This is a genomic window from Pseudomonas sp. B16120, assembly GCF_044218845.1.
Lineage (GTDB): Bacteria > Pseudomonadota > Gammaproteobacteria > Pseudomonadales > Pseudomonadaceae > Aquipseudomonas > Aquipseudomonas paracarnis.
Window position 1 is genome coordinate 4,537,847 of sequence record NZ_CP162588.1, and the last position, 22,317, is coordinate 4,560,163.

Annotated in this window: 14 protein-coding genes and 1 other RNA gene; 6 read left to right on the top strand and 9 right to left on the bottom strand. The window is 61.0% G+C overall.

The window, feature by feature from the left end; all coding sequences use genetic code 11:
- Nucleotides 1–95 precede the first annotated feature (95 nt).
- The 7 genes from AB4P90_RS21160 to AB4P90_RS21190 form a co-directional block, all read right to left on the bottom strand.
- Nucleotides 96–2,057 carry a hypothetical protein gene (locus AB4P90_RS21160; RefSeq protein ID WP_395605352.1) on the bottom strand — a complete coding sequence of 654 codons (1,962 nt, stop codon included), beginning with the start codon at nt 2,055–2,057 and terminating at the stop codon, nt 96–98.
- A 150-nt stretch (nt 2,058–2,207) separates the two neighbouring features.
- An RNA gene (gene ffs, locus AB4P90_RS21165) (signal recognition particle sRNA small type) lies at nt 2,208–2,304 on the bottom strand.
- A gap of 98 nt (nt 2,305–2,402) precedes the next feature.
- Nucleotides 2,403–3,569 carry a putative zinc-binding metallopeptidase gene (locus tag AB4P90_RS21170; protein ID WP_014719460.1) on the bottom strand — a complete coding sequence of 389 codons (1,167 nt, stop codon included), beginning with the start codon at nt 3,567–3,569 and terminating at the stop codon, nt 2,403–2,405.
- Nucleotides 3,570–3,730: 161 nt separating this feature from the next.
- Nucleotides 3,731–6,097: an NAD-dependent DNA ligase LigA gene (gene ligA, locus AB4P90_RS21175; protein ID WP_395605353.1), complete on the bottom strand. Its 2,367-nt coding sequence runs from the start codon at nt 6,095–6,097 to the stop codon at nt 3,731–3,733.
- An 87-nt stretch (nt 6,098–6,184) separates the two neighbouring features.
- Nucleotides 6,185–7,048 carry a cell division protein ZipA gene (gene zipA / locus AB4P90_RS21180; RefSeq protein ID WP_014719462.1) on the bottom strand — a complete coding sequence of 288 codons (864 nt, stop codon included), beginning with the start codon at nt 7,046–7,048 and terminating at the stop codon, nt 6,185–6,187.
- 259 nt (nt 7,049–7,307) lie between these two features.
- Entirely contained in the window at nt 7,308–10,796 is a 3,489-nt protein-coding gene (smc, locus tag AB4P90_RS21185) for a chromosome segregation protein SMC (RefSeq protein WP_032903102.1), read from the bottom strand.
- Between the two features lie 2 nt (nt 10,797–10,798).
- The gene (locus tag AB4P90_RS21190; RefSeq protein ID WP_014719464.1) at nt 10,799–11,458 is read right to left on the bottom strand and encodes a GntR family transcriptional regulator; all 660 of its coding nucleotides are present in this window, start codon (nt 11,456–11,458) and stop codon (nt 10,799–10,801) included.
- Nucleotides 11,459–11,737: 279 nt separating this feature from the next.
- Between AB4P90_RS21190 and xdhA the strand changes: the two genes are divergently transcribed.
- From xdhA to guaD, 4 genes are all read left to right on the top strand, one after another.
- Nucleotides 11,738–13,186: a xanthine dehydrogenase small subunit gene (gene xdhA, locus AB4P90_RS21195; protein ID WP_275967917.1), complete on the top strand. Its 1,449-nt coding sequence runs from the start codon at nt 11,738–11,740 to the stop codon at nt 13,184–13,186.
- Nucleotides 13,179–15,578 (top strand): xanthine dehydrogenase molybdopterin binding subunit, encoded by a 2,400-nt coding sequence (xdhB, locus tag AB4P90_RS21200; protein ID WP_105227769.1) that lies wholly within the window; start codon nt 13,179–13,181, stop codon nt 15,576–15,578. The genes xdhA and xdhB overlap by 8 nt, the downstream gene beginning before the upstream one ends.
- A gap of 123 nt (nt 15,579–15,701) precedes the next feature.
- On the top strand, nt 15,702–16,541 hold the full coding sequence (gene xdhC, locus AB4P90_RS21205) for a xanthine dehydrogenase accessory protein XdhC (protein WP_014719467.1): 840 nt from the start codon (nt 15,702–15,704) through the stop codon (nt 16,539–16,541).
- 12 nt (nt 16,542–16,553) lie between these two features.
- Nucleotides 16,554–17,858, top strand: coding sequence for a guanine deaminase (guaD, locus tag AB4P90_RS21210; protein ID WP_395605354.1), 1,305 nt, complete (start codon nt 16,554–16,556; stop codon nt 17,856–17,858).
- Between the two features lie 153 nt (nt 17,859–18,011).
- On the opposite strand, the gene AB4P90_RS21215 is transcribed toward guaD, so the two are convergent.
- Nucleotides 18,012–18,776 (bottom strand): GntR family transcriptional regulator, encoded by a 765-nt coding sequence (locus tag AB4P90_RS21215; protein ID WP_014719469.1) that lies wholly within the window; start codon nt 18,774–18,776, stop codon nt 18,012–18,014.
- A 222-nt stretch (nt 18,777–18,998) separates the two neighbouring features.
- Here AB4P90_RS21215 and AB4P90_RS21220 point away from each other — a divergent pair, with 222 nt between their 5' ends.
- Nucleotides 18,999–20,189, top strand: a complete 1,191-nt coding sequence (locus AB4P90_RS21220; RefSeq protein WP_019820510.1) for a benzoate/H(+) symporter BenE family transporter — start codon at nt 18,999–19,001, stop codon at nt 20,187–20,189.
- 37 nt (nt 20,190–20,226) lie between these two features.
- Here the strand turns inward: AB4P90_RS21220 and AB4P90_RS21225 are convergent, their stop codons facing one another.
- Nucleotides 20,227–20,571, bottom strand: a complete 345-nt coding sequence (locus AB4P90_RS21225) for a YggL family protein (RefSeq protein ID WP_003193255.1) — start codon at nt 20,569–20,571, stop codon at nt 20,227–20,229.
- 236 nt (nt 20,572–20,807) lie between these two features.
- On the opposite strand from AB4P90_RS21225, the gene dacB reads away from it, so the two are divergent.
- Nucleotides 20,808–22,268 (top strand): D-alanyl-D-alanine carboxypeptidase/D-alanyl-D-alanine-endopeptidase, encoded by a 1,461-nt coding sequence (gene dacB / locus AB4P90_RS21230; RefSeq protein ID WP_014719471.1) that lies wholly within the window; start codon nt 20,808–20,810, stop codon nt 22,266–22,268.
- Nucleotides 22,269–22,317: the final 49 nt, after the last annotated feature.

Below are 22,317 nucleotides of genomic sequence, written 5' to 3' on the forward strand. Positions count from 1 at the left end.
TACTCTGAAACAAGTGGCCGGCGCAAGCTAACAAGGCGGTCTGCGGGTTGTCCAGAGGGCTTTATGAAAGTTGTGAAACAGCCGGATTAAATCCGTCAGTAACCGTGGGATTCACGGGTCTTTTGATACTTGTGGTAGTCGAGCCACTCGACCACATCGTAGGGCAGGTACAACTGCACCCGGGCTCGTGAAATCGCGATATACACCGCACAGAGTCGTTGATCGAACGCGTAGGCGTCCTGGAACTTCACGTTGGTCAACAGTTCCGGCGTAAGCAATACCCGGTCGAACTCCATGCCGCCCGCATCCTGCGCCAGCATCAACAGGACGCGCTCGTCCGGATGGCCGATCAACCTGTTCAAACGCGTGACATCCGCCACGTTAAAGCCTTTTTCCAGTTCGGCCTCGACCCACAGAAACGCCTCATCGAACTGGCAGGCTTCGCGCACCTGCTGCCAATCGGCCATGTCACTGAAAAACGCATGGGGGCCGAGGTCATTGAACTCATTGCTATAGAAATCGGGTTTGAACAACGCGATGACCGTGTCCATGAAATGCTTGAGCGACTGCTGGGCCTCTTTGCTCGCCAGGCCGAACGCACAACGGGCGTGGCTCAGTTGGATCGCCCACTGCATGGTGTCCCAATGGGAAGCGGTCAACACCACGCAACCTTGCGGGGGTACAAAACCCTGCGGATAAAACTCAATGCCGACATCGGCATCGCGTGCGCCCTCGAAAAGCGATTTGCTTTTTTCCGAGTGCAAGCTGATCAACGGGTTGACCAGGCGCTCGACATTGCGCCCGGAACGCACGGAGTAGCACACGTCGGTATGGCGAACCTCACGGGCGCGTTTGACCACGCCGCCACTGGCCTGCTGATACTCATCCCCCAAAGTGATCAGCACCTGGCGGCCGCGCTCGATGATTTGCAGCAACGGCGCGGGGATGTCCTGGCTCTCATCGATGAGCACGTGGGTATAGCGCTCGGGGACGACGCAGCCTGCAAGGCTGGCGCGCTTGATCATCAACAAGGCTTCAAACCCGGTATGCCGGCCCCAGGCCGGGTTCGCCTCAAGGTAGCCCCACAACCGGCTGGCATATTCGAGCAGCACCCTGGCATCGACGCCGGCGAGCGGTTGCTTGAAATGCGGCAAATGCTGGGCCGACAAGCTGTACTCCCAAGAGCGGCAGTAGGCTTCAAGCACCTTGAGGCACACCTCCACTACCGCTTGCCCTTCCAGGCGACGAAAACCAAAGATATTCAGTTCTTGGGCGAGCGCCTGCTTGGTCGGCACCCTCACCGGCGCATTCAGCGGCTTTGGCCTGGGGCCATGCAATAGAGCATGGGCGAAGTCCTGAAAGGTATGCCCGGCCTTACGCTCCCGCGCTCCCACCATGCGAGCACGCAGGGTTTCGAGTTTTGCCGGGGTGCGTGCCAGCAGCAAGGTCTTTTCCGGGCGCAGGTGCTCCAGCAAGGCCACCAGCAGGTGACTCTTGCCAATGCCTGCGTAGCCTTGCACATGCAGGTCTTCGTTCAGGTTGGCACGGAAGGTTCTGAGCAGCTTGTCCTGCTCGGCGCTCAACCAGCGCTCGCGATGCCTGGGCGTGATCACCTGCTGGCTGAACGGATCATTGGCCTTGAGATGGCGGACTTTATACTCGACGTCCCATTTGCCACTGGGTAACAGGTAGTCCTGCGCCTGGACTTCCTCCTCCAGCAGAAAGCGCAGCTTCAGGCTTTTGACCACATTGAGGCCGAAGTACAGCTTCCTCTGATCGAACAGCCGCTGCGCTTCAGAGAGCAGGGACACACTGGCCGAATGGCGGGCATCGACTGCCCAGTCAATCAGCTTGGCCAACACTTTTTCAGCACCGTTGGCGCTAAGGTCGCTTTCCGGCACCTGCGCCAGATTCTGGATCACCAACACCGCCGCCAATTGGGGCTCACTCAGGGCTACAAGCGCATCGAAACCCTCACTGCCCAACAACCCCGCACAGGTGTGCTCGGTGACCGGCAAGAAAACAGGGCTGGATAAATTGAAATGTTCCGAGTGCATAGAGCCTCGTAGCCAGGGGAAGAGACGCTTGGGAGTATGCCACTAGACGGGAAATGACCGTCATGCACTGTGCAGGAAGCATCACAGATGACGGGCTGAAAATAACTTGAGATTTAGAAGGGACTGCAGAAGGGAGCGTTATGGAGGCAACCCCACCAGCCACACCCCGGCACACAATGTTCCCGCTGTGGCTGCTGCCTTCCGGCTCTGACCAGGTTCACGGGTAATCGTTGCGGGGGGACCGATGGGGTCACCATAACGACGCTGCCTCTCGGCAAGCCGCGCCATTGTACCCATCTCATCGGAAGTTACAACCGTTGGTTCCGGATTAAAAAATGAGAAGGCTCAAGCACTTGCCATAACCCCATCAGCCCTGCCGCCTTCTTCCTGGATGACCAGGTGAATAAAGTGCAGCTTGGCAATCACCGCGGGCGGCAGCACGAAGGGGTAGAAATCCGGCTGGCCCATGGCGCGGGACAGTTCGTTGAGCATGCCGGCCAGTTCGATCCAGGCATTGACGAAGGAAAGGAATGCCGGGCCGCCAGGGTGTTGCGGGTCGTAGAGCGTGGTCAGGGGGAATGGCTGGTAATCCAGGTCCATCTCGCGGGCGCTCATGCCAAAGCCCAGGGCTGTGTCCACGGCGTCCATCATGTGCAGGTAGTGGGCCCAGGTTTCAGCCCAATCTTCCCAGGGGTGCATGGTGGCGTAGGCGCTCACGCAGGTGAGTTGCCAGTCGGGGCGCGGGCCGTTCTGGTAGTGCTGGTCGAGGGCCTCGGCATAACTGGCGCGTTCGTCGCCGAACAGGTTGCGAAAATGAGGGAGCCAGTGGCTGTTGGCGATCAGGCGGTCCCAGTAGTAATGACCGACTTCATGGCGAAAATGGCCGAGCAAGGTGCGGTACGGCTCGCGCATCTGTACGCGGACTTTTTCGCGGTGGGCGTCATCGGCTTCCTTGATGTCCAGGGTGATCAGCCCATTGGCGTGGCCGGTGGTGGGCGCGTTGCCTTCCAGGTCGATACCGATAAAGTCGAAGGCCAGGCCAGTCTCTTCGTCAACGCTCTTGGGCACCACTTGCAGGCCCAGGCTGATCAGTTGCGCCACCAAGCGGCGCTTGGCGGTTTCGACCTTGCGCCAGCGTTCGGGGTTTTCCGCAATTGATAGGTCAGGAATGGTGCGGTTCAGGCTACAGGCCACGCACAACGGCGCGGTGCTGTGGGCAGGAATCAGCCAGTTGCACGCAGCCGGTGAGTCGAGGTTGGCGCAGCGCCGAAAAGCGCCAGCATCAAGATTGTCGTCGGCCAGCCAAGTACCGACCACCGGCCCAGGTTGCAGGGACGACAGGCGGCTTTGCTGCGGCTGGTAACCCAACGCCGCCTGGCAGGCCAGGCATTGGCTGTTGCGAAAGAACAGCGACTGGCCACACCGGCATCGCCACACCTTGCTGTTGCGCGAGGTTTCGGCCATGAACGGAGCGGCGATGCGCGTGCTGAGTTGCTCGAAGTAGCGGAACATGGCGATCTCTCCCTGGGGTGACAGAGACTAGATCATTTCTCGGGAGAGAACGTTCCCACGCTCCGCGTGGGAATGCCGCCTTGGACGCTCTGCGTCTGCGCGAAGGCCGTGACGCGGAGCGTCACAGGATGCGTTCCCACGCGGAGCGTGGGGACGATCAATCAGACGGTGATGTTGTGCTTGGCCAGGAAGGCGACGAAGGCCTCTTCGTCCAGTACTTTCAGGCTCAGCTCATTGGCCTTGGCCAGTTTCGAGCCGGCGCCGGGTCCCGCCACCACACAGTGGGTTTTCGCCGAAACGGAACCGGCCACCTTGGCCCCCAGGCTTTCGAGCTTGTCCTTGGCCACATCGCGGCTCATCAACTCCAGGGAGCCGGTGAGTACCCAGGTGTGCCCGGCTTCGGGCAAGCCTTCAACGACCTTTTTCTCGCTCTGCCAGTGCATGCCGAAGTCCTTGAGCTGCTGCTCGATGGCCAGGGCATGGTTGGCGTTGTCGGCATTGTCGAAAAACTCCCGTACAGCCTTGGCTTGCTTCTCGGGCAGCGCCTGGCGCATGTCGAGCCAGTCAGCCTTGATGATGCCCTCCAGCGAACCGAACTTGTCCGCGAGCTTCTGCGCAGCACCTGGCCCTACCGACGGCACGTGCAGTTTGTCGAGCAAACCGCCCAAGGTGGTGCTGGCGGCGAATTCCGCGCTGAGTTCGCCCTGCTCCTGCAATTGCAGGCCGCATTCGTCTGGCGACAACAGCGCGCCAATCACCTGCTGGTTGTGCCCGTCTTCAAAGAAGCTATGGATCTCATGGGCCACTTCCAGCCCTACATCCGGCAAGTACGTCAGCACCTCTGGCAACGCCTTTTGAACACGCTCCAGGGACGCCAGCGAGCGCGCCAGCACCTTGGCCGTCTCCTCGCCCACATCGGGAATGCCCAAGGCGTAGATAAAGCGTGCCAGGGTCGGGGTCTTGCTGTTTTCGATGGCGCTGATCAGCTTCTTGCTGGAGATATCGGCAAAGCCTTCCAGGTCGATGATCTGTTCGTATTTGAGCTTATAGAGATCGGCCGGCGAGCCGATGAGCTGTTCATCCACCAGTTGCTCGATGGTCTTGTCGCCCAGGCCGTCGATGTCCATGGCCCGGCGCGAGACGAAATGAATGATGGCCTGCTTGAGTTGCGCACCGCAGGCCAGACGCCCGACGCAACGGTACACCGCGCCTTCGCTGACGGTTTCCTTGCCCTTACTGCGCTTGACCAACTGCGTGCGCTCCACATGGGAACCGCACACCGGGCAATTTTGCGGGATCTGCACAGCGCGGGCGTTTTCCGGGCGGCGTTCGGTGACCACCGAGACCACCTGCGGAATCACATCACCGGCGCGGCGGATGATCACGGTGTCACCGATCATCAGCCCCAAGCGTGCCACTTCGTCCATGTTGTGCAGGGTGGCATTGGACACGGTCACACCGGCCACCTTGACCGGCTTGAGGCGCGCCACCGGCGTGACCGCACCGGTACGGCCGACCTGGAATTCCACGTCGAGCAGCTCGGTGAGTTCTTCCATGGCCGGGAATTTGTGCGCGATCGCCCAGCGCGGCTCGCGGGCACGGAAGCCCAGTTCACGCTGGTAGGCAATGCTGTTGACCTTGAACACCACGCCGTCGATTTCATAGCCCAGCGCATTGCGGCGCTCGCCGATGTCGCGGTAGTAGTCCAGGCATTCCTGAATGCCCTTGGCCAGCTTCAACTCGTGGCTGATCGGCATGCCCCACTTCTGCAACTGCTTGAGGTTGCCGATATGGGTGTCGCTGATATCCGCGGTCACCTGGCCGATGCCATAGCAGCAGAACTCCAGCGGGCGACTGGCGGTGATCTTCGAATCCAGTTGGCGCAGGCTGCCCGCCGCGGCGTTGCGCGGGTTGGCGAAGGTCTTGCCACCCACTTCCAGTTGCGAGGCGTTCAACCGCTCGAAACCGGCCTTGGACATGAACACTTCACCGCGCACTTCCAGGGTGGCTGGCCAGCCCGCGCCGTGCAGTTTCAGAGGGATATTGCGCACGGTGCGCACGTTGACGCTGATGTCCTCGCCCGTGGTGCCGTCGCCCCGGGTGGCACCGCGCACCAGCTCGCCATCCTGGTACAACAGGCTGACCGCCAGGCCATCCAGCTTCGGCTCGCAGCTGTATTCCACCGCCGCGCCAGCGCCAAACAGATCGCCCACCGGCAGGTCAAGGCCCTCGGTGACCCGGCGATCAAACTCCAGCATGGTGGTTTCATCGAAGGCGTTGCCCAGGCTGAGCATCGGGATCTCGTGCTTGACCTGGGTGAACGCCGACAATGCCGCACTGCCGACCCGCTGCGTCGGCGAATCACGCGTCACCAGTTCTGGGTGCTCGGCCTCCAGAGCTTTGAGCTCGTGGAACAGGCGGTCGTATTCGGCGTCCGGGATGCTCGGCTCGTCGAGGACGTGGTAGCGGTAGTTATGCTGATCCAGTTCAGCGCGCAGTTCGAGGATGCGGGTATGGGCGGCGGTCATGGGTGTTCTCTCATAAAGCAAAAGAGCAGCCGAAGCTGCTCAATATGTTAGTGCACGGATTCTACAGACAACGCTTAAGATCGTTCCTCAGCGTTTCTGTGTCAGGGCGCGACGCTCGAACTCGACGATGCGCTGACGGTAGTGTTCGATGGTCTGGGCGGTGAGCACGCTGCGTTGGTCGTCCTTGAGCTCGCCGTTGAGTTCCTGGGACAGCTTGCGGGCGGCGGCCACCATCACGTCGAACGCTTGTTTGGGGTGACGCGGGCCTGGCAGACCAAGGAAGAAACTCACCGCCGGGGTGCTGAACAGGTCGATATCGTCGAGATCGAACGTGCCCGGCTTGACCGCGTTGGCCATGGAGAACAGCACTTCGCCGTTACCGGCCATGCTTTCGTGACGATGGAAGATATCCATCTCGCCAAAACGCAGGCCGCTTTCGAGGATGTTCTGCAAGAGTGCCGGGCCTTTGAAACCGCCGGCGTCGCGGCAGATCACGCTGATGACCAGCACTTCTTCGGCAGCCGGCTGATCGTTCACCGATTGGCGCGACGCGCTTTTGGTCGCGGTCTCGTCCGGGAAATCATCATCACGGCTGCTGAAGCTCGGGCCGTCGTCAACGTCGAGGTTCAGGTCGCCCTGGTGTGGCTCGGCAACCGCCGCGCCACCACGCTTGCCGCGCTTGGAGGACGGTTCGCGGGCTTCACGCAGCGGGGCGCTCATCGACGGCAGGTCGTGCTCGTCCAGTTGCGGCTCTTTATGGGTATCCAGCACACGGGGCGGCCCAAGCAGCTCGGCGGCGCCGTCGTCGTCAGGCAAGTTGGACAGGTTTCGGTCCAGACGGAACTTGAGCTTGCCCTTGCCACCGCGCATACGGCGCCAGCCATCGAAAAGAATACCGGCAATGACAATGATGCCGATGACGATCAGCCACTCGCGCAGACCGATTTCCATGTAATCCCGTGCCTCTAATAAAAAATGCTGAAAAATAAGGGGTTTAGCACCGTGCAAACCGCTTTAAAACGTGGCGCCAACTCTATGTTCTGACTGACGTTTTGCCCACGCACACGAAAAATTGACATTAAACTAGCACGACCAAAGATAACTTTACACCGTCTGTCAAAATGCCTTGAACAAATATGTCCATTTGCCACTTTCCCCAGACCGGTAAATCGCGCTACAGCGTGCTGTAAATTCTCTCTCCCGGCGTGGTTCAGGATTCCACCATCGCCATCGCCTCTTCCACATCCACCGCGACCAATCGCGAACAGCCCGGCTCATGCATCGTCACCCCCATCAACTGGTCGGCCATTTCCATGGCGATCTTGTTGTGGGTGATATAGATGAACTGCACCGTCTGGGACATCTCTTTGACCAACCGAGCGTAGCGTCCAACGTTAGCGTCATCCAGCGGCGCGTCAACCTCGTCGAGCATGCAGAACGGCGCCGGGTTCAACTTGAAGATGGCAAATACCAGGGCCAATGCGGTCAGGGCTTTCTCGCCGCCGGACAACAAATGGATGGTGCTGTTCTTCTTGCCCGGAGGCCGCGCCATGATCGTTACCCCTGTATCGAGTAGATCTTCGCCCGTCAGTTCCAAGTAGGCGCTGCCACCACCGAAAACTTTTGGGAATAACGCCTGTAAACCGCCATTAATCTGATCAAAGGTATCTTTAAAGCGGTTGCGGGTTTCCTTGTCGATCTTGCGGATCACGTTTTCCAGGGTGTCCAGGGCTTCAACCAGATCAGCGTCCTGGGCATCCAGATAACGTTTACGCTCGGACTGCTGCTGGTACTCATCGATAGCGGCGAGGTTGATCGCGCCCAGGCGTTGAATACGTGCGGCAATCCGTTCAAGTTCTTCTTCGGCGTCTTTCTCGTTGGCCTGGGCGGTCAGGGTGTTGAGCACGCCGTGCAGGTCATAGCCGTCTTCCAGCAATTGGTCTTGCAAGGTCTTGCGGCGCACGGTGAGGGCTTGCCATTCCATACGCTGTTGTTCGAGCTGGCCGCGGATCAACTGGGATTGCTGCTCGGCCATGGTGCGACGCTTTTCGGCGTCGCGCAGTTCGCGGTCTGCGTCTTCCAGGGCGATCTGTGCGGTCTTGAGTTCGACGTCGACGGTCATGCGCTTATCGAGCAATTCCTCAAGCTTGAGGCGCAGCTCTTCCAGCGGCGCCTCGCCCTCCTCCAGGTTGAGGCTCAGTTGCTCGCGCTTTTCGGTCAGGCGTTCGGACTGCATCTCCAGGCGCTCAAGGGCCTGGCGCGTGGAATCATGCTGGGCGCGCAACGAGCCCAAGCGTACGGCCAACTGATGGGCGTGGTCCTTGTGCTGCCGGGCTTCCTGGCGCACGCGGTCAAGGCGCTCACGCAGGCTGTCGCGCTGGGCCAGCAGCAACTCGCGCTGTTCGGTGTCCAGGGCCATGCTGTCGAGGGCTTCCTGCAAGTGCAGGCGCGCTTCACCGATCTGTTCGTGTTCCAGGGCGCGCTGTTCGCCCATCTCGGCCACTTCTTCGTCAAGACGGGTGCGGCGCAGGGTCAATTGCTCCACCTTGGCCCTGCTCGCAGACAACTGGGCTTTCAATTCGCCTTGCTGGCGCGCTTCGTCCTGCAACAGCCGACGCAGGTGTTCGCGGCCGGTTTCCTGCTGACGCTGGGTAGCACGCAGGGTTTGCAGTTCGGTTTCCAGGCTTTCCAGTGTGGCTTCGCGTTCTTCACGCTCAGCGCTCAGGTTGACGATTTCCTGGCCACGGGCCAATACGCCACTTTCCGCCTCACTGGCGCGGCGCACGCGCAGGAAGTGGCGGCCGACCCAATAACCATCGCGGCTGATCAAGCTTTCGCCGGCCGCCAATTGGCCGCGTTGGGCCAAGGCTTGCTCCAGAGACTCCACCGGCCTGACCTGGCCCAGCCAAGGCGACAGATCCATCGCCGCCTCGACCTTGTCCAGCAAACTACCCGGCACCCGCGCACCCTCGGGCGCCGGGCTGAGCAGGCGCAAATCGCCCTGGGCAAACCCGGCCAGGTCGAAGCCGCCGAAATCATCCACCAGCACCGCTTGCAGATCGGCGCCCAGCACGGTTTCCACCGCCAATTCCCAGCCGGCTTCGACTTTCAAGCCTTCGGCCAGGCGGGGGCGTTCGGCCAAATGCTGGTCGCGCAGCCATTCGGCGGTGCCGGTACCGGGGTCGAGCGCGGCTTGCTGCAAGGCCTCCAGCGAAGCCAACCGACCATTGAGCCGCTGCAAGTCGCCCTGGGCTTGCTGCTGCGCCTGGGTCGCGGTGTGCAATTGCTGACGCAGTTGCTCCAGGCGCTCCACTTGCTGCTCTTCGCTGGCCTCCAGCTCTTCCAGGGTCATTTCGCTTTCGGCCAGTTGTTCGCTCAGCGCCATGATCGCCGCGTCTTCCGGGTCGGCGGCGAGCAGTACGCGCTCTTCCTGCAGCCGGCGCTGGCGCTCGGCCAGGCGTTCCATGCTGGTTTCCAGCTGCTGGATGCGCGACTGCTGCACCTCGGCCTGGCGGCGTGGCTCGGCGGATCGCAGGTTGAAGGCGTCCCACTGCTCCTGCCAGCCGTGCATGGTGGCTTCGGATTCTTCCAGGGCGGCGGCGGCCTCTTCGGCGGCGGCGCTGGTGATTTCCTGCTCGGGGGTGAGCATGTCCAGCTCTTCGCCCAAGGTCAGCAGCAAGGTACGGTCATGGCCCAGGTGCGATTCGGTTTCCAGGCGTGCGCGTTCGGCTTCCTTCAAGTCATCCTGCAACTGGCGCAAACGCTGCTGGCCGTGCTGGATACTCTGCTCGACCCGGGCAATGTCACCGCCCACCGAATAGAAGCGGCCTTGCACCAGATTGAAGCGTTCGGACAACTCATGGTGACCGTCACGCAGGCGCTCAATGCTGGCGTCGGCATTGCGCTGCTCGGCCACCAGCGCTTCAAAGCTGACTTCCTGGGTGCCAATAATCGCTTCGCGCTGGCCCACCTGGTCATTCAAGGCCTGCCAGCGCAGGGCCGACAGTTGCGCCTTGAGCTGGCGCTCTTCGCCCTTGTATTCCTGATACTTCTCGGCGGCCTGCGCCTGGCGGTGCAGGCGTTCGAGCTGGCGCTCCAGCTCTTCGCGCAGGTCGGTCAGGCGGGCGAGGTTTTCGTGGGTGCGACGGATACGGTTTTCAGTCTCGCGACGGCGCTCCTTGTACTTGGAGATGCCGGCCGCTTCTTCGATAAAGTTACGCAGGTCTTCGGGCTTGGCTTCGATCAGCTTGGAGATCATGCCCTGCTCGATGATCGAATAGCTGCGCGGGCCCAGGCCGGTGCCGAGGAAAATATCGGTGATATCGCGACGGCGACACTTGGTGCCGTTGAGGAAGTAGCTGTTCTGGCTGTCGCGGGTGACTTTACGACGGATGGAAATTTCCGCGTAGGCGGCGTATTCGCCGATCAGGGTGCCGTCGGAGTTATCGAATACCAGTTCGATACTGGCCTGGCTCACCGGCTTGCGGCTGGTGGAGCCGTTGAAAATGACGTCGGTCATCGACTCGCCGCGCAGGTTTTTCGCCGAGCTCTCGCCCATCACCCATCGCACGGCGTCGATGATGTTCGACTTGCCGCAGCCATTGGGCCCCACCACCGCCGCCATGTTGCTGGGGAAGTTGACGGTGGTGGGGTCGACGAAGGATTTGAACCCCGCCAACTTGATGCACTTGAGCCGCACGCTTAGGCGTCCGCCAAGGCTGCGATGACCAGCGAACTGCTGCGCTGGCAATAGGCTGTGAGCACCAGGCGAATCTGCACCAGGTCACGGGCCAGTACTGCGGCGAGCAATTGCTCGAACAGCGCCAGGAACTCGCTCATGGACGCCTTGCGCTGATCCAGGGCCAGGTAATAAGCGCGGTTCATCGCCGGCTGCAGGTTTTCGACGGTTTCCTGCAAATAAGGGTTGTTGGCGAAGGGGTACGCGGCGCGCATCACGCTGAAGCTTTCTTCGACGAAAGCGCGGATGTCCTCACGCTCCAGGCTCAATTGAAGGCGTTGCTGGATCTGCAGAAACGGCGCCATGTCGGCCTGGGTCTGCCAGCCTTCGGCAACCGCATTGCCGAGCAGGATGTACATCTCGCCCATCAACGTACACAGGCTCTGCACCTTGTGCGCGGTAAGTTCGGTGACGTGAGCGCCACGGCGCGGCAGGATCGCAATCAAATGGCGGCGCTCAAGGATCAGCAAAGCTTCGCGCACGGAACCACGGCTGACGTTGAGCGCCAGCGTGACCTTCTGTTCCTGGATCCGCTCCCCAGGCTTGAGATCGCCGCGAATGATACGTTCGGCGAGGTGGTGAGCAATTTGCTCGGCGAGACTGTCCGGCGCCTTGAACGTCATGTTTTCCCTTCAAAATCTTCTATCAGTACAAGCGCGGCAGTGTAGCGCATTGGCCCGCTGATGGCGCTACGCCCACCGTGGCGAATTTGGCATGAAATAAGCAACGTTGAAGCCTGTAAGCCGCCAAAAACGCCGGTTCCAGAAGACTGGACCATAATTGAAAGTGTTGCGACCGGATTTTCTTGACCTTTAGGTCAGAAAACCATTGACCGAAAAGTCAGACATGACTAGATTCGGCGCAAAGCGGTTAACAACAATAATGAGTCTGCGAGGCCTTCCGTGATCCAGTTTTTACTTAACCAGGAACTCCGTAGCGAGCACGCCCTGGACCCCAACCTGACCGTGCTCAACTATCTGCGCGAGCATGTGGGCAAACCCGGTACCAAGGAAGGCTGCGCCAGCGGCGACTGTGGCGCGTGCACCGTGGTGGTCGGCGAGCTGCACACCGACGAGCAAGGCGCCGAGCAGATTCGTTACCGCAGCCTCAATTCCTGCCTGACGTTCGTGTCGTCGCTGCACGGCAAACAACTGATCAGCGTTGAAGACCTCAAGCACAAGGGTCAACTGCACAGCGTGCAACAGGCCATGGTCGAGTGCCATGGCTCACAGTGCGGCTTTTGCACCCCGGGCTTCGTGATGTCGCTGTTTGCCCTGCAAAAGAACAGCGACGCCCCCGACAGCCACAAAGCCCATGAAGCCCTGGCCGGCAACCTGTGCCGCTGCACCGGTTATCGCCCGATTCTCGCCGCCGCCGAACAGGCCTGCTGCAACAAGCCCCTGGATCAATTCGACAGCCGCCAGGCTGAAACCATCGCCCGCCTCAAGGCTATCGCGCCGACCCAGACCGGCGAACTCAACAGTGGTGACAAGCGCTGCCTGGTGCCACTGACCGTTGCCGACCTGGCCGACCTCTATGACGCCTACCCACAAGCCCGGCTGCTGGCCGGCGGCACTGACCTGGCGCTGGAAGTCACCCAGTTCCACCGCACCCTGCCGGTGATGATCTACGTCGGCAACATTGAAGCCATGAAGCGCATCGAGCAGTTCGACGACCGCCTGGAAATCGGCGCGGCCACCGCCCTCTCCGACTGCTACGCCGCGCTGCACCATGAATACCCGGACTTCGGCGAACTGCTGCAACGCTTCGCCTCCCTGCAAATTCGCAACCAAGGCACCCTGGGCGGCAATATCGGCAACGCTTCGCCGATTGGTGACTCGCCGCCGCTGCTGATTGCCCTGGGCGCGCAGATCGTACTGTGCAAGGGCAACACCCGCCGCACCCTGGCGCTGGAAGACTATTTCATCGACTACCGCGTCACCGCGCGCCAGGACAGCGAGTTCATCGAGACCATCATCGTGCCCAAGGGCCACACGCTGTTCCGGGCCTACAAGGTGTCCAAGCGCCTGGACGACGATATTTCCGCCGTATGCGCAGCGTTCAACCTGAAGATCGACAACGGCGTGGTCAGCCAAGCGCGCGTTGCGTTCGGCGGCATGGCCGCCACGCCAAAACGCGCAACCCGCTGCGAGGCTGCGCTGGTAGGCGCCACTTGGAATGCGGCCACGGTAGAAAAAGCCTGCACCGCCCTGGCCGGCGACTTCACCCCACTGTCGGACTTCCGCGCCAGCAAGGAATACCGCCTGCTCAGCGCGCAGAACCTGCTGCGCAAATACTTCATCGAACTGCAAACGCCGCACATCGAGACTCGGGTGACCGCTTATGTCTAACCATCACGCCGTGGTAAAAACCCAGGCCGAACTTGCCGCACTGTTTGCCCAGGACCTCACCACCGGAGTCGGGCGCAGCGTCAAGCATGACAGCGCTGCCAAACACGTCAGCGGTGAAGCACAGTACATCGACGACCGCCTGGAATTTCCCAACCAGTTGCACCTGTATGCGCGCATGTCGGACCGCGCCCACGCCCGGATCATCAGCATCGACACCGCGCCCTGCTACGCCTTCGACGGCGTGCGCATTGCGATCACCCATGAAGACGTACCGGGCCTGAAAGACATCGGCCCGTTGATGCCCGGCGACCCACTGCTGGCCATCGACACCGTTCAGTTCGTCGGCCAGGTGGTGCTGGCCGTGGCCGCCCGCGACCTGGAGACCGCACGCAAGGCGGCAATGGCGGCAGTGATCGAATATGAAGACCTGGAGCCAGTGCTGGATGTGGTCGAGGCGTTTCGCAACAAGCACTTCGTGCTCGACAGCCACACCCACCAACGCGGCGACTCGGCCACTGCGCTGGCAAGCGCCAAGCATCGCATACAGGGCACCTTGCATATCGGCGGCCAGGAACACTTTTATCTGGAAACCCAGATCTCTTCGGTGATGCCCACCGAAGACGGCGGCATGATCGTCTACTGCTCCACGCAAAACCCCACCGAAGTGCAGAAGCTGGTGGCCGAAGTGCTGGATGTGTCGATGAACAAGATCGTGGTCGACATGCGCCGCATGGGCGGTGGTTTTGGCGGCAAGGAAACCCAGGCCGCCAGCCCGGCGTGCCTGTGCGCCGTGGTGGCGCGCCTCACTGGCCAGCCGACCAAGATGCGCCTGCCACGGGTCGAAGACATGCTGATGACCGGCAAGCGCCACCCCTTCTATATCGAATACGACGTAGGGTTTGACGACAACGGCCGACTGCACGGCATCAACCTGGAACTGGCGGGTAACTGCGGTTGTTCGCCGGACCTGTCCAACTCGATTGTCGACCGCGCCATGTTCCACGCCGACAACTCGTATTACCTGGGCGACGCCACGGTCAACGGCCATCGCTGCAAGACCAATACCGCCTCCAACACGGCCTATCGCGGCTTCGGCGGCCCGCAGGGCATGGTCGCCATCGAAGAGGTGATGGACGCCATCGCCCGCCATCTAGGCCAAGACCCGCTGGCCGTGCGCAAGGCCAACTACTACGGCAAGACCGAGCGCAACGTTACCCACTACTACCAGACCGTCGAGCACAACATGCTCGAAGAAATGACCGCCGAGCTTGAGGCCAGCAGCCAATACGCAGAGCGCCGCGAAGCGATCCGCCTGTACAACGCCCACAGCCCGATCCTGAAAAAAGGCCTGGCGCTGACCCCGGTGAAATTCGGTATTTCGTTCACCGCCAGTTTCCTCAACCAGGCCGGCGCGCTGATCCATATCTACACCGATGGCAGCATCCACCTGAACCACGGCGGCACCGAGATGGGCCAGGGCTTGAATACCAAGGTCGCGCAAGTCGTGGCCGAGGTATTCCAGGTAGAAATCGACCGCGTCCAGATCACCGCCACCAACACCGACAAGGTACCCAACACCTCGCCCACCGCTGCCTCCAGCGGCGCCGACCTGAACGGCAAGGCCGCGCAGAATGCGGCCGAAACCATCAAGCAGCGCCTGGTGGAATTTGCGGCGCGCAAGTACGACGTAAGCGAGGCGGACGTAGAGTTTCGCAACGGCCATGTGCGCGTGCGCGAGCAGATCCTGAGCTTCGAGGCGTTGATCCAGCAGGCGTATTTCGCCCAGGTATCGCTCTCCAGCACAGGTTTCTACAAAACCCCGAAAATCTTCTACGACCGCAGCCAGTCACGCGGGCGGCCGTTCTACTACTACGCGTTCGGCGCGGCCTGCTGCGAAGTGATCGTCGACACCCTGACCGGCGAATACAAAATGCTGCGCACCGACATCCTGCATGACGTGGGCGCCTCGCTGAACCCGGCCATCGACATCGGCCAGGTGGAAGGCGGCTTCATCCAGGGCATGGGCTGGCTGACCATGGAAGAGCTGGTGTGGAACAACAAAGGCAAGCTGATGACCAACGGCCCGGCCAGCTACAAGATCCCGGCAGTGGCCGACATGCCGCTGGACCTGCGGGTGAAGCTGGTAGAGAACCGCAAGAACCCGGAGGACACGGTGTTCCATTCCAAGGCCGTGGGCGAGCCGCCGTTCATGCTGGGGATTGCGTCGTGGTGTGCGATCAAGGATGCAGTGGCGAGTTTGGCTGACTATCGCCAACAGCCCAGGATCGATGCGCCGGCCACGCCCGAGCGGGTGTTGTGGGGGTGTGAGCAGATGCGGCAGTTGCGGGCGGCGAAAGCTGTCGAGGCTGACACTGAATTGGCTTCGCTCTAGACCCAGGCGCTGCCATCGCGGGCAAGCCCGGCTCCCACATTTTGAGGTGCTAACCCGATCAAATGTGGGAGCTGGCTTGCCTGCGATAGCGGCCGAACTAACAGCAGAAATGTTGAGGTAGACATGGACAACTGGATCAGCGCCCTCGCCACCCTGCACAACCAGGGCGAACCCTGCGTGCTCGTCACCATCATCGAGGAACTCGGCTCAACCCCGCGCAACGCCGGTTCCAAGATGGTCATCAGCGCCGCGCACACCTTCGACACCATCGGCGGCGGGCACCTGGAATACAAGGCGATGCAGATCGCCCGAGACATGTTGGTGCGCGGCCAGCAGAACACTCATCTGGAGCGCTTCAGCCTCGGCGCCAGCCTGGGCCAGTGCTGCGGTGGCGTCACCGTGCTGTTGTTCGAGCCCATGGGCCAGGCGCAGGCGCACATCGCCGTGTTTGGCGCCGGCCATGTCGGCCGTGCGTTGGTGCCATTGCTGGCAAGCCTGCCCTGCCGGGTGCGCTGGATCGATTCCCGCGAGCAGGAATTCCCGCAGCACATCCCCCAAGGCGTGCGTAAAATCGTCAGCGAAGAGCCGGTCGACGAAATTGCCGACTTGCCAGCAGGCAGTTACTGCATCGTCATGACCCACAACCACGCGCTGGACCTGGAACTGACTGCCGCCCTGCTCAAGCGCAACGACTTCGCCTACTTCGGCCTGATTGGCTCGAAAACCAAGCGGGTCAAATTCGAACACCGCCTGCGTGATCGCGGCTTTGACGCCGCGCAATTGCAACGCATGCGCTGCCCCATGGGCCTCCCCGAGGTCAAGGGCAAGCTCCCGGTGGAGATCGCCATCTCCATCGCCGGCGAAATCATTGCCACCTATAACGCCAATTTCGGCCAGCACCTTGCCGGCGCCGAACCTATTGCCAAACTGCTGCCGGCTTCACGCCGCAGCCAAGCTATCTAAATCGAGACGATCATGCCTTTGACTCGCAAAGCCTACCGTGCCGCCATCCTGCACAGCATCGCCGACCCTGCCGTGGTCGGGATCGAAGCCTCCTATGAATATTTCGAGGACGGCCTGCTGGTGATCGACAACGGCCAGATCAGCGCCCTTGGTCACACCAGCGACCTGCTGCCGAGCCTGCCCGCCGATATCGACATCACCCATTACCAGGACGCGCTGATTACCCCTGGCTTGATCGACACCCATATCCACCTGCCACAGACCGGGATGGTCGGCGCCTATGGCGAGCAACTGCTGGACTGGCTCAACACCTACACCTTCCCTTGTGAAAGCCAGTTTGCCGACAAGGCTCACGCCGAAGAAGTCGCGGATATTTTCATCAAGGAGTTGCTGCGCAACGGCACCACCACAGCGCTGGTGTTCGGCAGCGTGCACCCACAATCGGTGAATGCATTCTTTGAAGCGGCCGAGAAACTCGACCTGCGCATGATTGCCGGCAAGGTGATGATGGACCGCAACGCGCCTGATTACCTGACCGACACCGCCGAATCCGGCTACCAGGAAAGCAAGGCGCTGATCGAACGCTGGCACGGCAAGGGGCGCCTGCATTACGCGGTGACGCCACGCTTCGCCCCTACGAGTACGCCGGAGCAATTGACGCTGGCCGGTCAGTTGCTGGGCGAATACCCGGATTTGTACATGCAGACCCACATCAGCGAAAACAAGCAGGAAATCGAGTGGGTCAATGAGCTGTTCCCGGAGCGCAACGGCTACCTGGATGTCTACGACCACTACAAGCTGCTCGGCGAGCGCTCGGTGTTTGCCCACGGCGTACACCTGTGCGATGACGAATGCGCACGGCTGGCAGAGACCGGCTCGGCAGTCGCGTTCTGCCCGACGTCGAACTTCTTCCTCGGCAGTGGTCTGTTCAACCTGCCGATGGCCGAAAAACACAACTTGAACGTGGGCCTGGGCACCGACGTGGGTGGCGGCACCAGCTTCTCGCTGCTGCAAACCCTGAACGAAGCGTACAAGGTCATGCAACTGCAAGGTGCGCGGCTGAGCCCGTTCAAGTCGCTGTACCTGGCCACCCTGGGCGGCGCTCGAGCGCTGCGCCTGGAAGACAAGATCGGCACGTTGCAACCAGGCACCGATGCAGACTTCCTGGTGTTGGATTACAACGCCACGCCGCTGCTGAGCTATCGCCTGAAACAGGCCAATAACATTGCCGAGACGTTGTTTGTGCTGATGACGCTTGGGGATGATCGGACGGTGTTGCAGACCTATGCAGCCGGGCAGCTCGTTCACCAGCGCTGATCTCAGAGCCCCCCACAAAACCAATGTGGGAGGGGCTTGTGTGGGAGCTGGCTTGGCAGCGATGCAGGCACCGCGGTATGTCAGTTACACCGCGGTGATGCTATCGCAGGCAAGCCAGCTCCCACACAAGCCAGCTCCCACATTTGATTGGATTTACAACTTTACAGACGAACGCCCAGGTTTTTTAGTCTGCAAAAGGTGCGAAAACACCGCATGCAAATCATCCGACGCACTCTCTTCATCGAGGTTGAGCTTGCTGTCGATGTGATCCATGTGATGCATCATCAAGTTCACCGCCAACGTCGCATCCCGGGCTTCGATCGCGTCGATCAACTGGGTGTGCTCATCGTAGGAACAGTGCGAGCGGTTGCCGCTTTCATACTGGGCGATGATCAATGAGGTCTGGGACACCAGGCTGCGCTGGAAGCTGATCAGCGGCGCGTTCTTCGCGGCTTCGGCCAGCTTCAAGTGGAACTCGCCAGAGAGACGGATACCGGCGCCACGGTCACCGCGCGAGAAGCTGTCGCGCTCGTCGTTGACCATCTGGCGCAACTCGGCCAACTGCTCGGCCGTGGCGTGCTGCACCGCCAATTCTGTGATCGCCCGCTCCACCAGGCGCCGGGCCATGAACACCTGGCGTGCTTCTTCGACGCTTGGGCTGGCAACCACCGCACCGCGATTGGGCCGCAGCAGTACCACGCTTTCATGGGCCAGGCGCGACAGCGCGCGGCGAATGATGGTGCGGCTCACGCCGAAGATCTCGCCCAGTGCCTCTTCACTCAATTTGGTTCCGGGCGCCAGGCGTTGTTCAAGGATCGCCTCGAAGATATGCGCATAGACGATATCGTCCTGGGTTCCGCTGCGACCGGCCTTGCCGGCTCGCGGTTGTTTCTTGAGAGGTTGCAACTGTTCGTTCATGGGCACTCGGGTTTGAGAACGGCGAATTAACGGTAATACGGCAACAGCGTGTCGCTGGCAAGTATCACCTAAAAACAGCGCACATTGTACACAACCCACTGCGCCAACACACTGTACGGCTGTTTGCGGGCTCGGCTGTATTGCAATGACTCGTTACGTTTGAGTTTAGGCTTGAATCAGAGCCGCCAGCGGCAAATTCCCGGCAATAAGGAACACCTCTCCATGACCGACGCCACCCAAGCGCCCTTGCGCCCACTGGCCGACACTTCTGCGTCGGCCGTCGTCGCCGGCTTTATCGCCATGATGACCGGCTACACCAGCTCCCTGGTGCTGATGTTCCAGGCCGGCCAGGCCGCCGGCTTGACCACGGCGCAGATTTCTTCGTGGATCTGGGCGATTTCCATCGGCATGGCGGTGTGCAGCATCGGCCTGTCCCTGCGCTATCGCACACCGATCACCATCGCCTGGTCCACCCCTGGCGCGGCGCTGCTGATCACCAGCCTGGGCGGCGTGAGCTATGGCGAGGCCATCGGTGCCTACATCACCTGCGCGGTACTGGTGACGCTCTGCGGGTTGACCGGCAGCTTTGAGAAACTGGTCAAGCGGATTCCGGCGTCACTGGCGGCGGCGTTGCTGGCGGGGATCCTGTTCAAGATCGGCAGCGAGATTTTCGTCGCCGCCCAGCATCGTACCGGGCTGGTGCTGGGGATGTTCTTCACCTACCTGATCATCAAGCGCCTGTCGCCGCGTTATGCCGTGCTGGCCGCCTTGCTCATCGGTACCGCCTTGTCAGGGCTGATGGGGCTGCTGGATTTCAGCGGTTTTCATCTGGAGGTGGCGACGCCTGTTTGGACGACGCCGCACTTCTCGTTGGCGGCGACCATCAGCATCGGCATTCCGCTGTTCGTGGTGGCCATGACCTCGCAGAACATGCCCGGCGTAGCCGTGCTGCGAGCCGACGGCTACACCGTGCCGGCGTCGCCGTTGATCACTACCACTGGCCTGGCGTCATTGGTGCTGGCACCGTTCGGCTCCCACGGCATCAACCTGGCGGCGATCAGCGCCGCGATCTGCACCGGGCCGCACGCCCATGAAGACCGCAACAAGCGCTACACCGCTGCGGTGTGGTGTGGGGTGTTCTATGGGATTGCCGGGGTATTCGGCGCCACGCTGGCAGCATTGTTCGCAGCCCTGCCCAAGGAACTGGTGCTGTCGATTGCGGCGTTGGCGTTGTTTGGCTCGATCATCAATGGCTTGAGCATCGCCATGAATGAGCCGAAGGAACGGGAAGCGGCGCTGATCACCTTTATGGTCACGGCGTCAGGCTTGACGTTGTTTTCCATCGGTTCGGCGTTCTGGGGGATTGTGGCGGGGGTGTTGACGCTGCTGATTCTGAATTGGCGCAAGGCATAAAAAAACGGCGACCCTCAGGTCGCCGTTTTTTTCAGTATCACTTAGCCGCGTTGATCGGCTTTTCCGGATACCACACGTCCAGCAACGGGCTGACTTCAGCCTTGGTCAGCTCGGAACGGGTTTTCAGCCAGGCTTCCACGGCAGCACGCTGCTCTTCGGAGACCGAGCCACGCTTTTGCAGGCAAACCAGACCGTAGTCATCGCCGCCGACATAGCCCAGGCCATTGGCTTCCATGGCTTCTTTGATGAATGCTTCGAGGAAAGCGTCGATAGCTTCTTCACTCAGGCCTTCGTTGAAGTCCAGGTTCAGTTCGAAACCCAGCTCTTGAAATTCATCAACGCACAGTTTTTTGCGCAGACGCTGGGAACGGTTAGTCGCCATTGGAACAATCCTCATAAGTATTAACGGGCGGCACTTTAGCAGTTTAAGGCGGCAATTGCCCGACTCTCTGGGACCGACGGGCAAATGCGCGCAAAAAAACCATGATTAGCAGCTATCGTTCAGCTACACGTGGCGCCAGCTTGGGGCATAATGCCGACACTTTCGTGACCAATGAGGGATTTTCTTCCATACCCCTCGCCTTTTTCACCCTCCTCAGCAGTAGGGTTTTATTTCTTATGATCAAATCTTTGCGCTCAGTGTTACTTGCCAGTGTTGTCTTGCCCCTGGCCTTTTCCGTTTGCGCCGCTCCCGTCAATAACACCCTGCCACCCAGCGTTGCGCAGGCCTTGCAGAAGGCCAAGCTGCAAAATACCGCGCTGTCCCTGGTGATGCTGCCCCTGAACGGCCCTGGTACCCCTACGGTCTTCAACGCCGACGTCTCGGTGAACCCGGCTTCCACCATGAAGCTGGTCACCACTTATGCGGCCCTGGAAATGCTCGGCCCCAACCATCAGTGGAAGACCGAGTTCTACACCGATGGCACCCTCAGCGGCGGCGTGCTGCGTGGCAACCTGTACCTCAAGGGCGGCGGCGATCCCAAACTGAACATGGAAAAGCTCTGGTTGCTGATGCGCGACCTGCGTGCCAATGGCGTGCAGCAAGTCACTGGCGACCTGGTGCTAGACCGCAATTTCTTCAACCAGCCGCAATTGCCCGAGTTCAACGACGACGGCAACGATGAGAACAAGCCGTTCCTGGTCAAGCCCGACGCCTTGCTGGTCAACCTCAAGGCCCTGCGCTTCGTGACCCGCAATGATTCGGGGCGGGTGATCGTATCGGTCGAGCCGCCGATTGCCAGCATTCGCATCGACAACCAGGTGAAAGTCACCAACGCCAAGCAGTGCACCGGTGACGTGCGCTACAGCCCGGTGACCGCTGCCGACGGCAGCGTGACCGTGACCGTCAGCGGCCAACTGGGTGATGGCTGCAGCTCGCAGACTTACCTGTCGCTGCTCGACCACGCCACCTACACCGCAGGTGCTGTACGGGCGATCTGGAAGGAATTGGGCGGTACCATCCAGGGCCGTGACATCCAGGCTCCGGTGCCCAAGGATGCCAAGGTACTTGCCCGCGCCTTCTCGCCGGACCTGGCGGAGATCATCCGCGACATCAACAAGTACAGTAACAACACCATGGCCCAGCAGTTGTTCCTGAGCCTGGGTGCGCAGTTTCGCAACGACGCCGATGGCGACGATGCCAAGGCCGCGCAACGCGTAGTGCGCCAGTGGCTGGCCAAGAAAGGCATCACCGCGCCGCACCTGGTGATGGAAAACGGCTCCGGCCTGTCCCGCGCCGAACGGGTCAGCGCCCGCGAGATGGCGGCCATGCTGCAAGCCGCGTGGAAAAGCCCTTATGCGGCGGAGTACATCAGCTCGATGCCGATCGCCGGCACCGACGGCACCATGCGTAAACGCCTGAAAACCACCGCCCTGCGCGGCGAAGCCCATGTGAAGACCGGCACCTTGAACACCGTGCGCGCCATTGCCGGTTACAGCCGCGACAACAATGGCAATACCTGGGCGGTGGTGGCGATTCTCAACGACTCCAAGCCTTGGGGAGCCTCGTCGGTGTTGGATCAGGTGCTGCTGGACCTGTATCGCCAGCCGAAGGCCGTTGCAGCCGCACCGGTTCTCTAAAGCACCACATCACCCTGTCTGATCGTTCCCACGCTCTGCGTGGGAATGC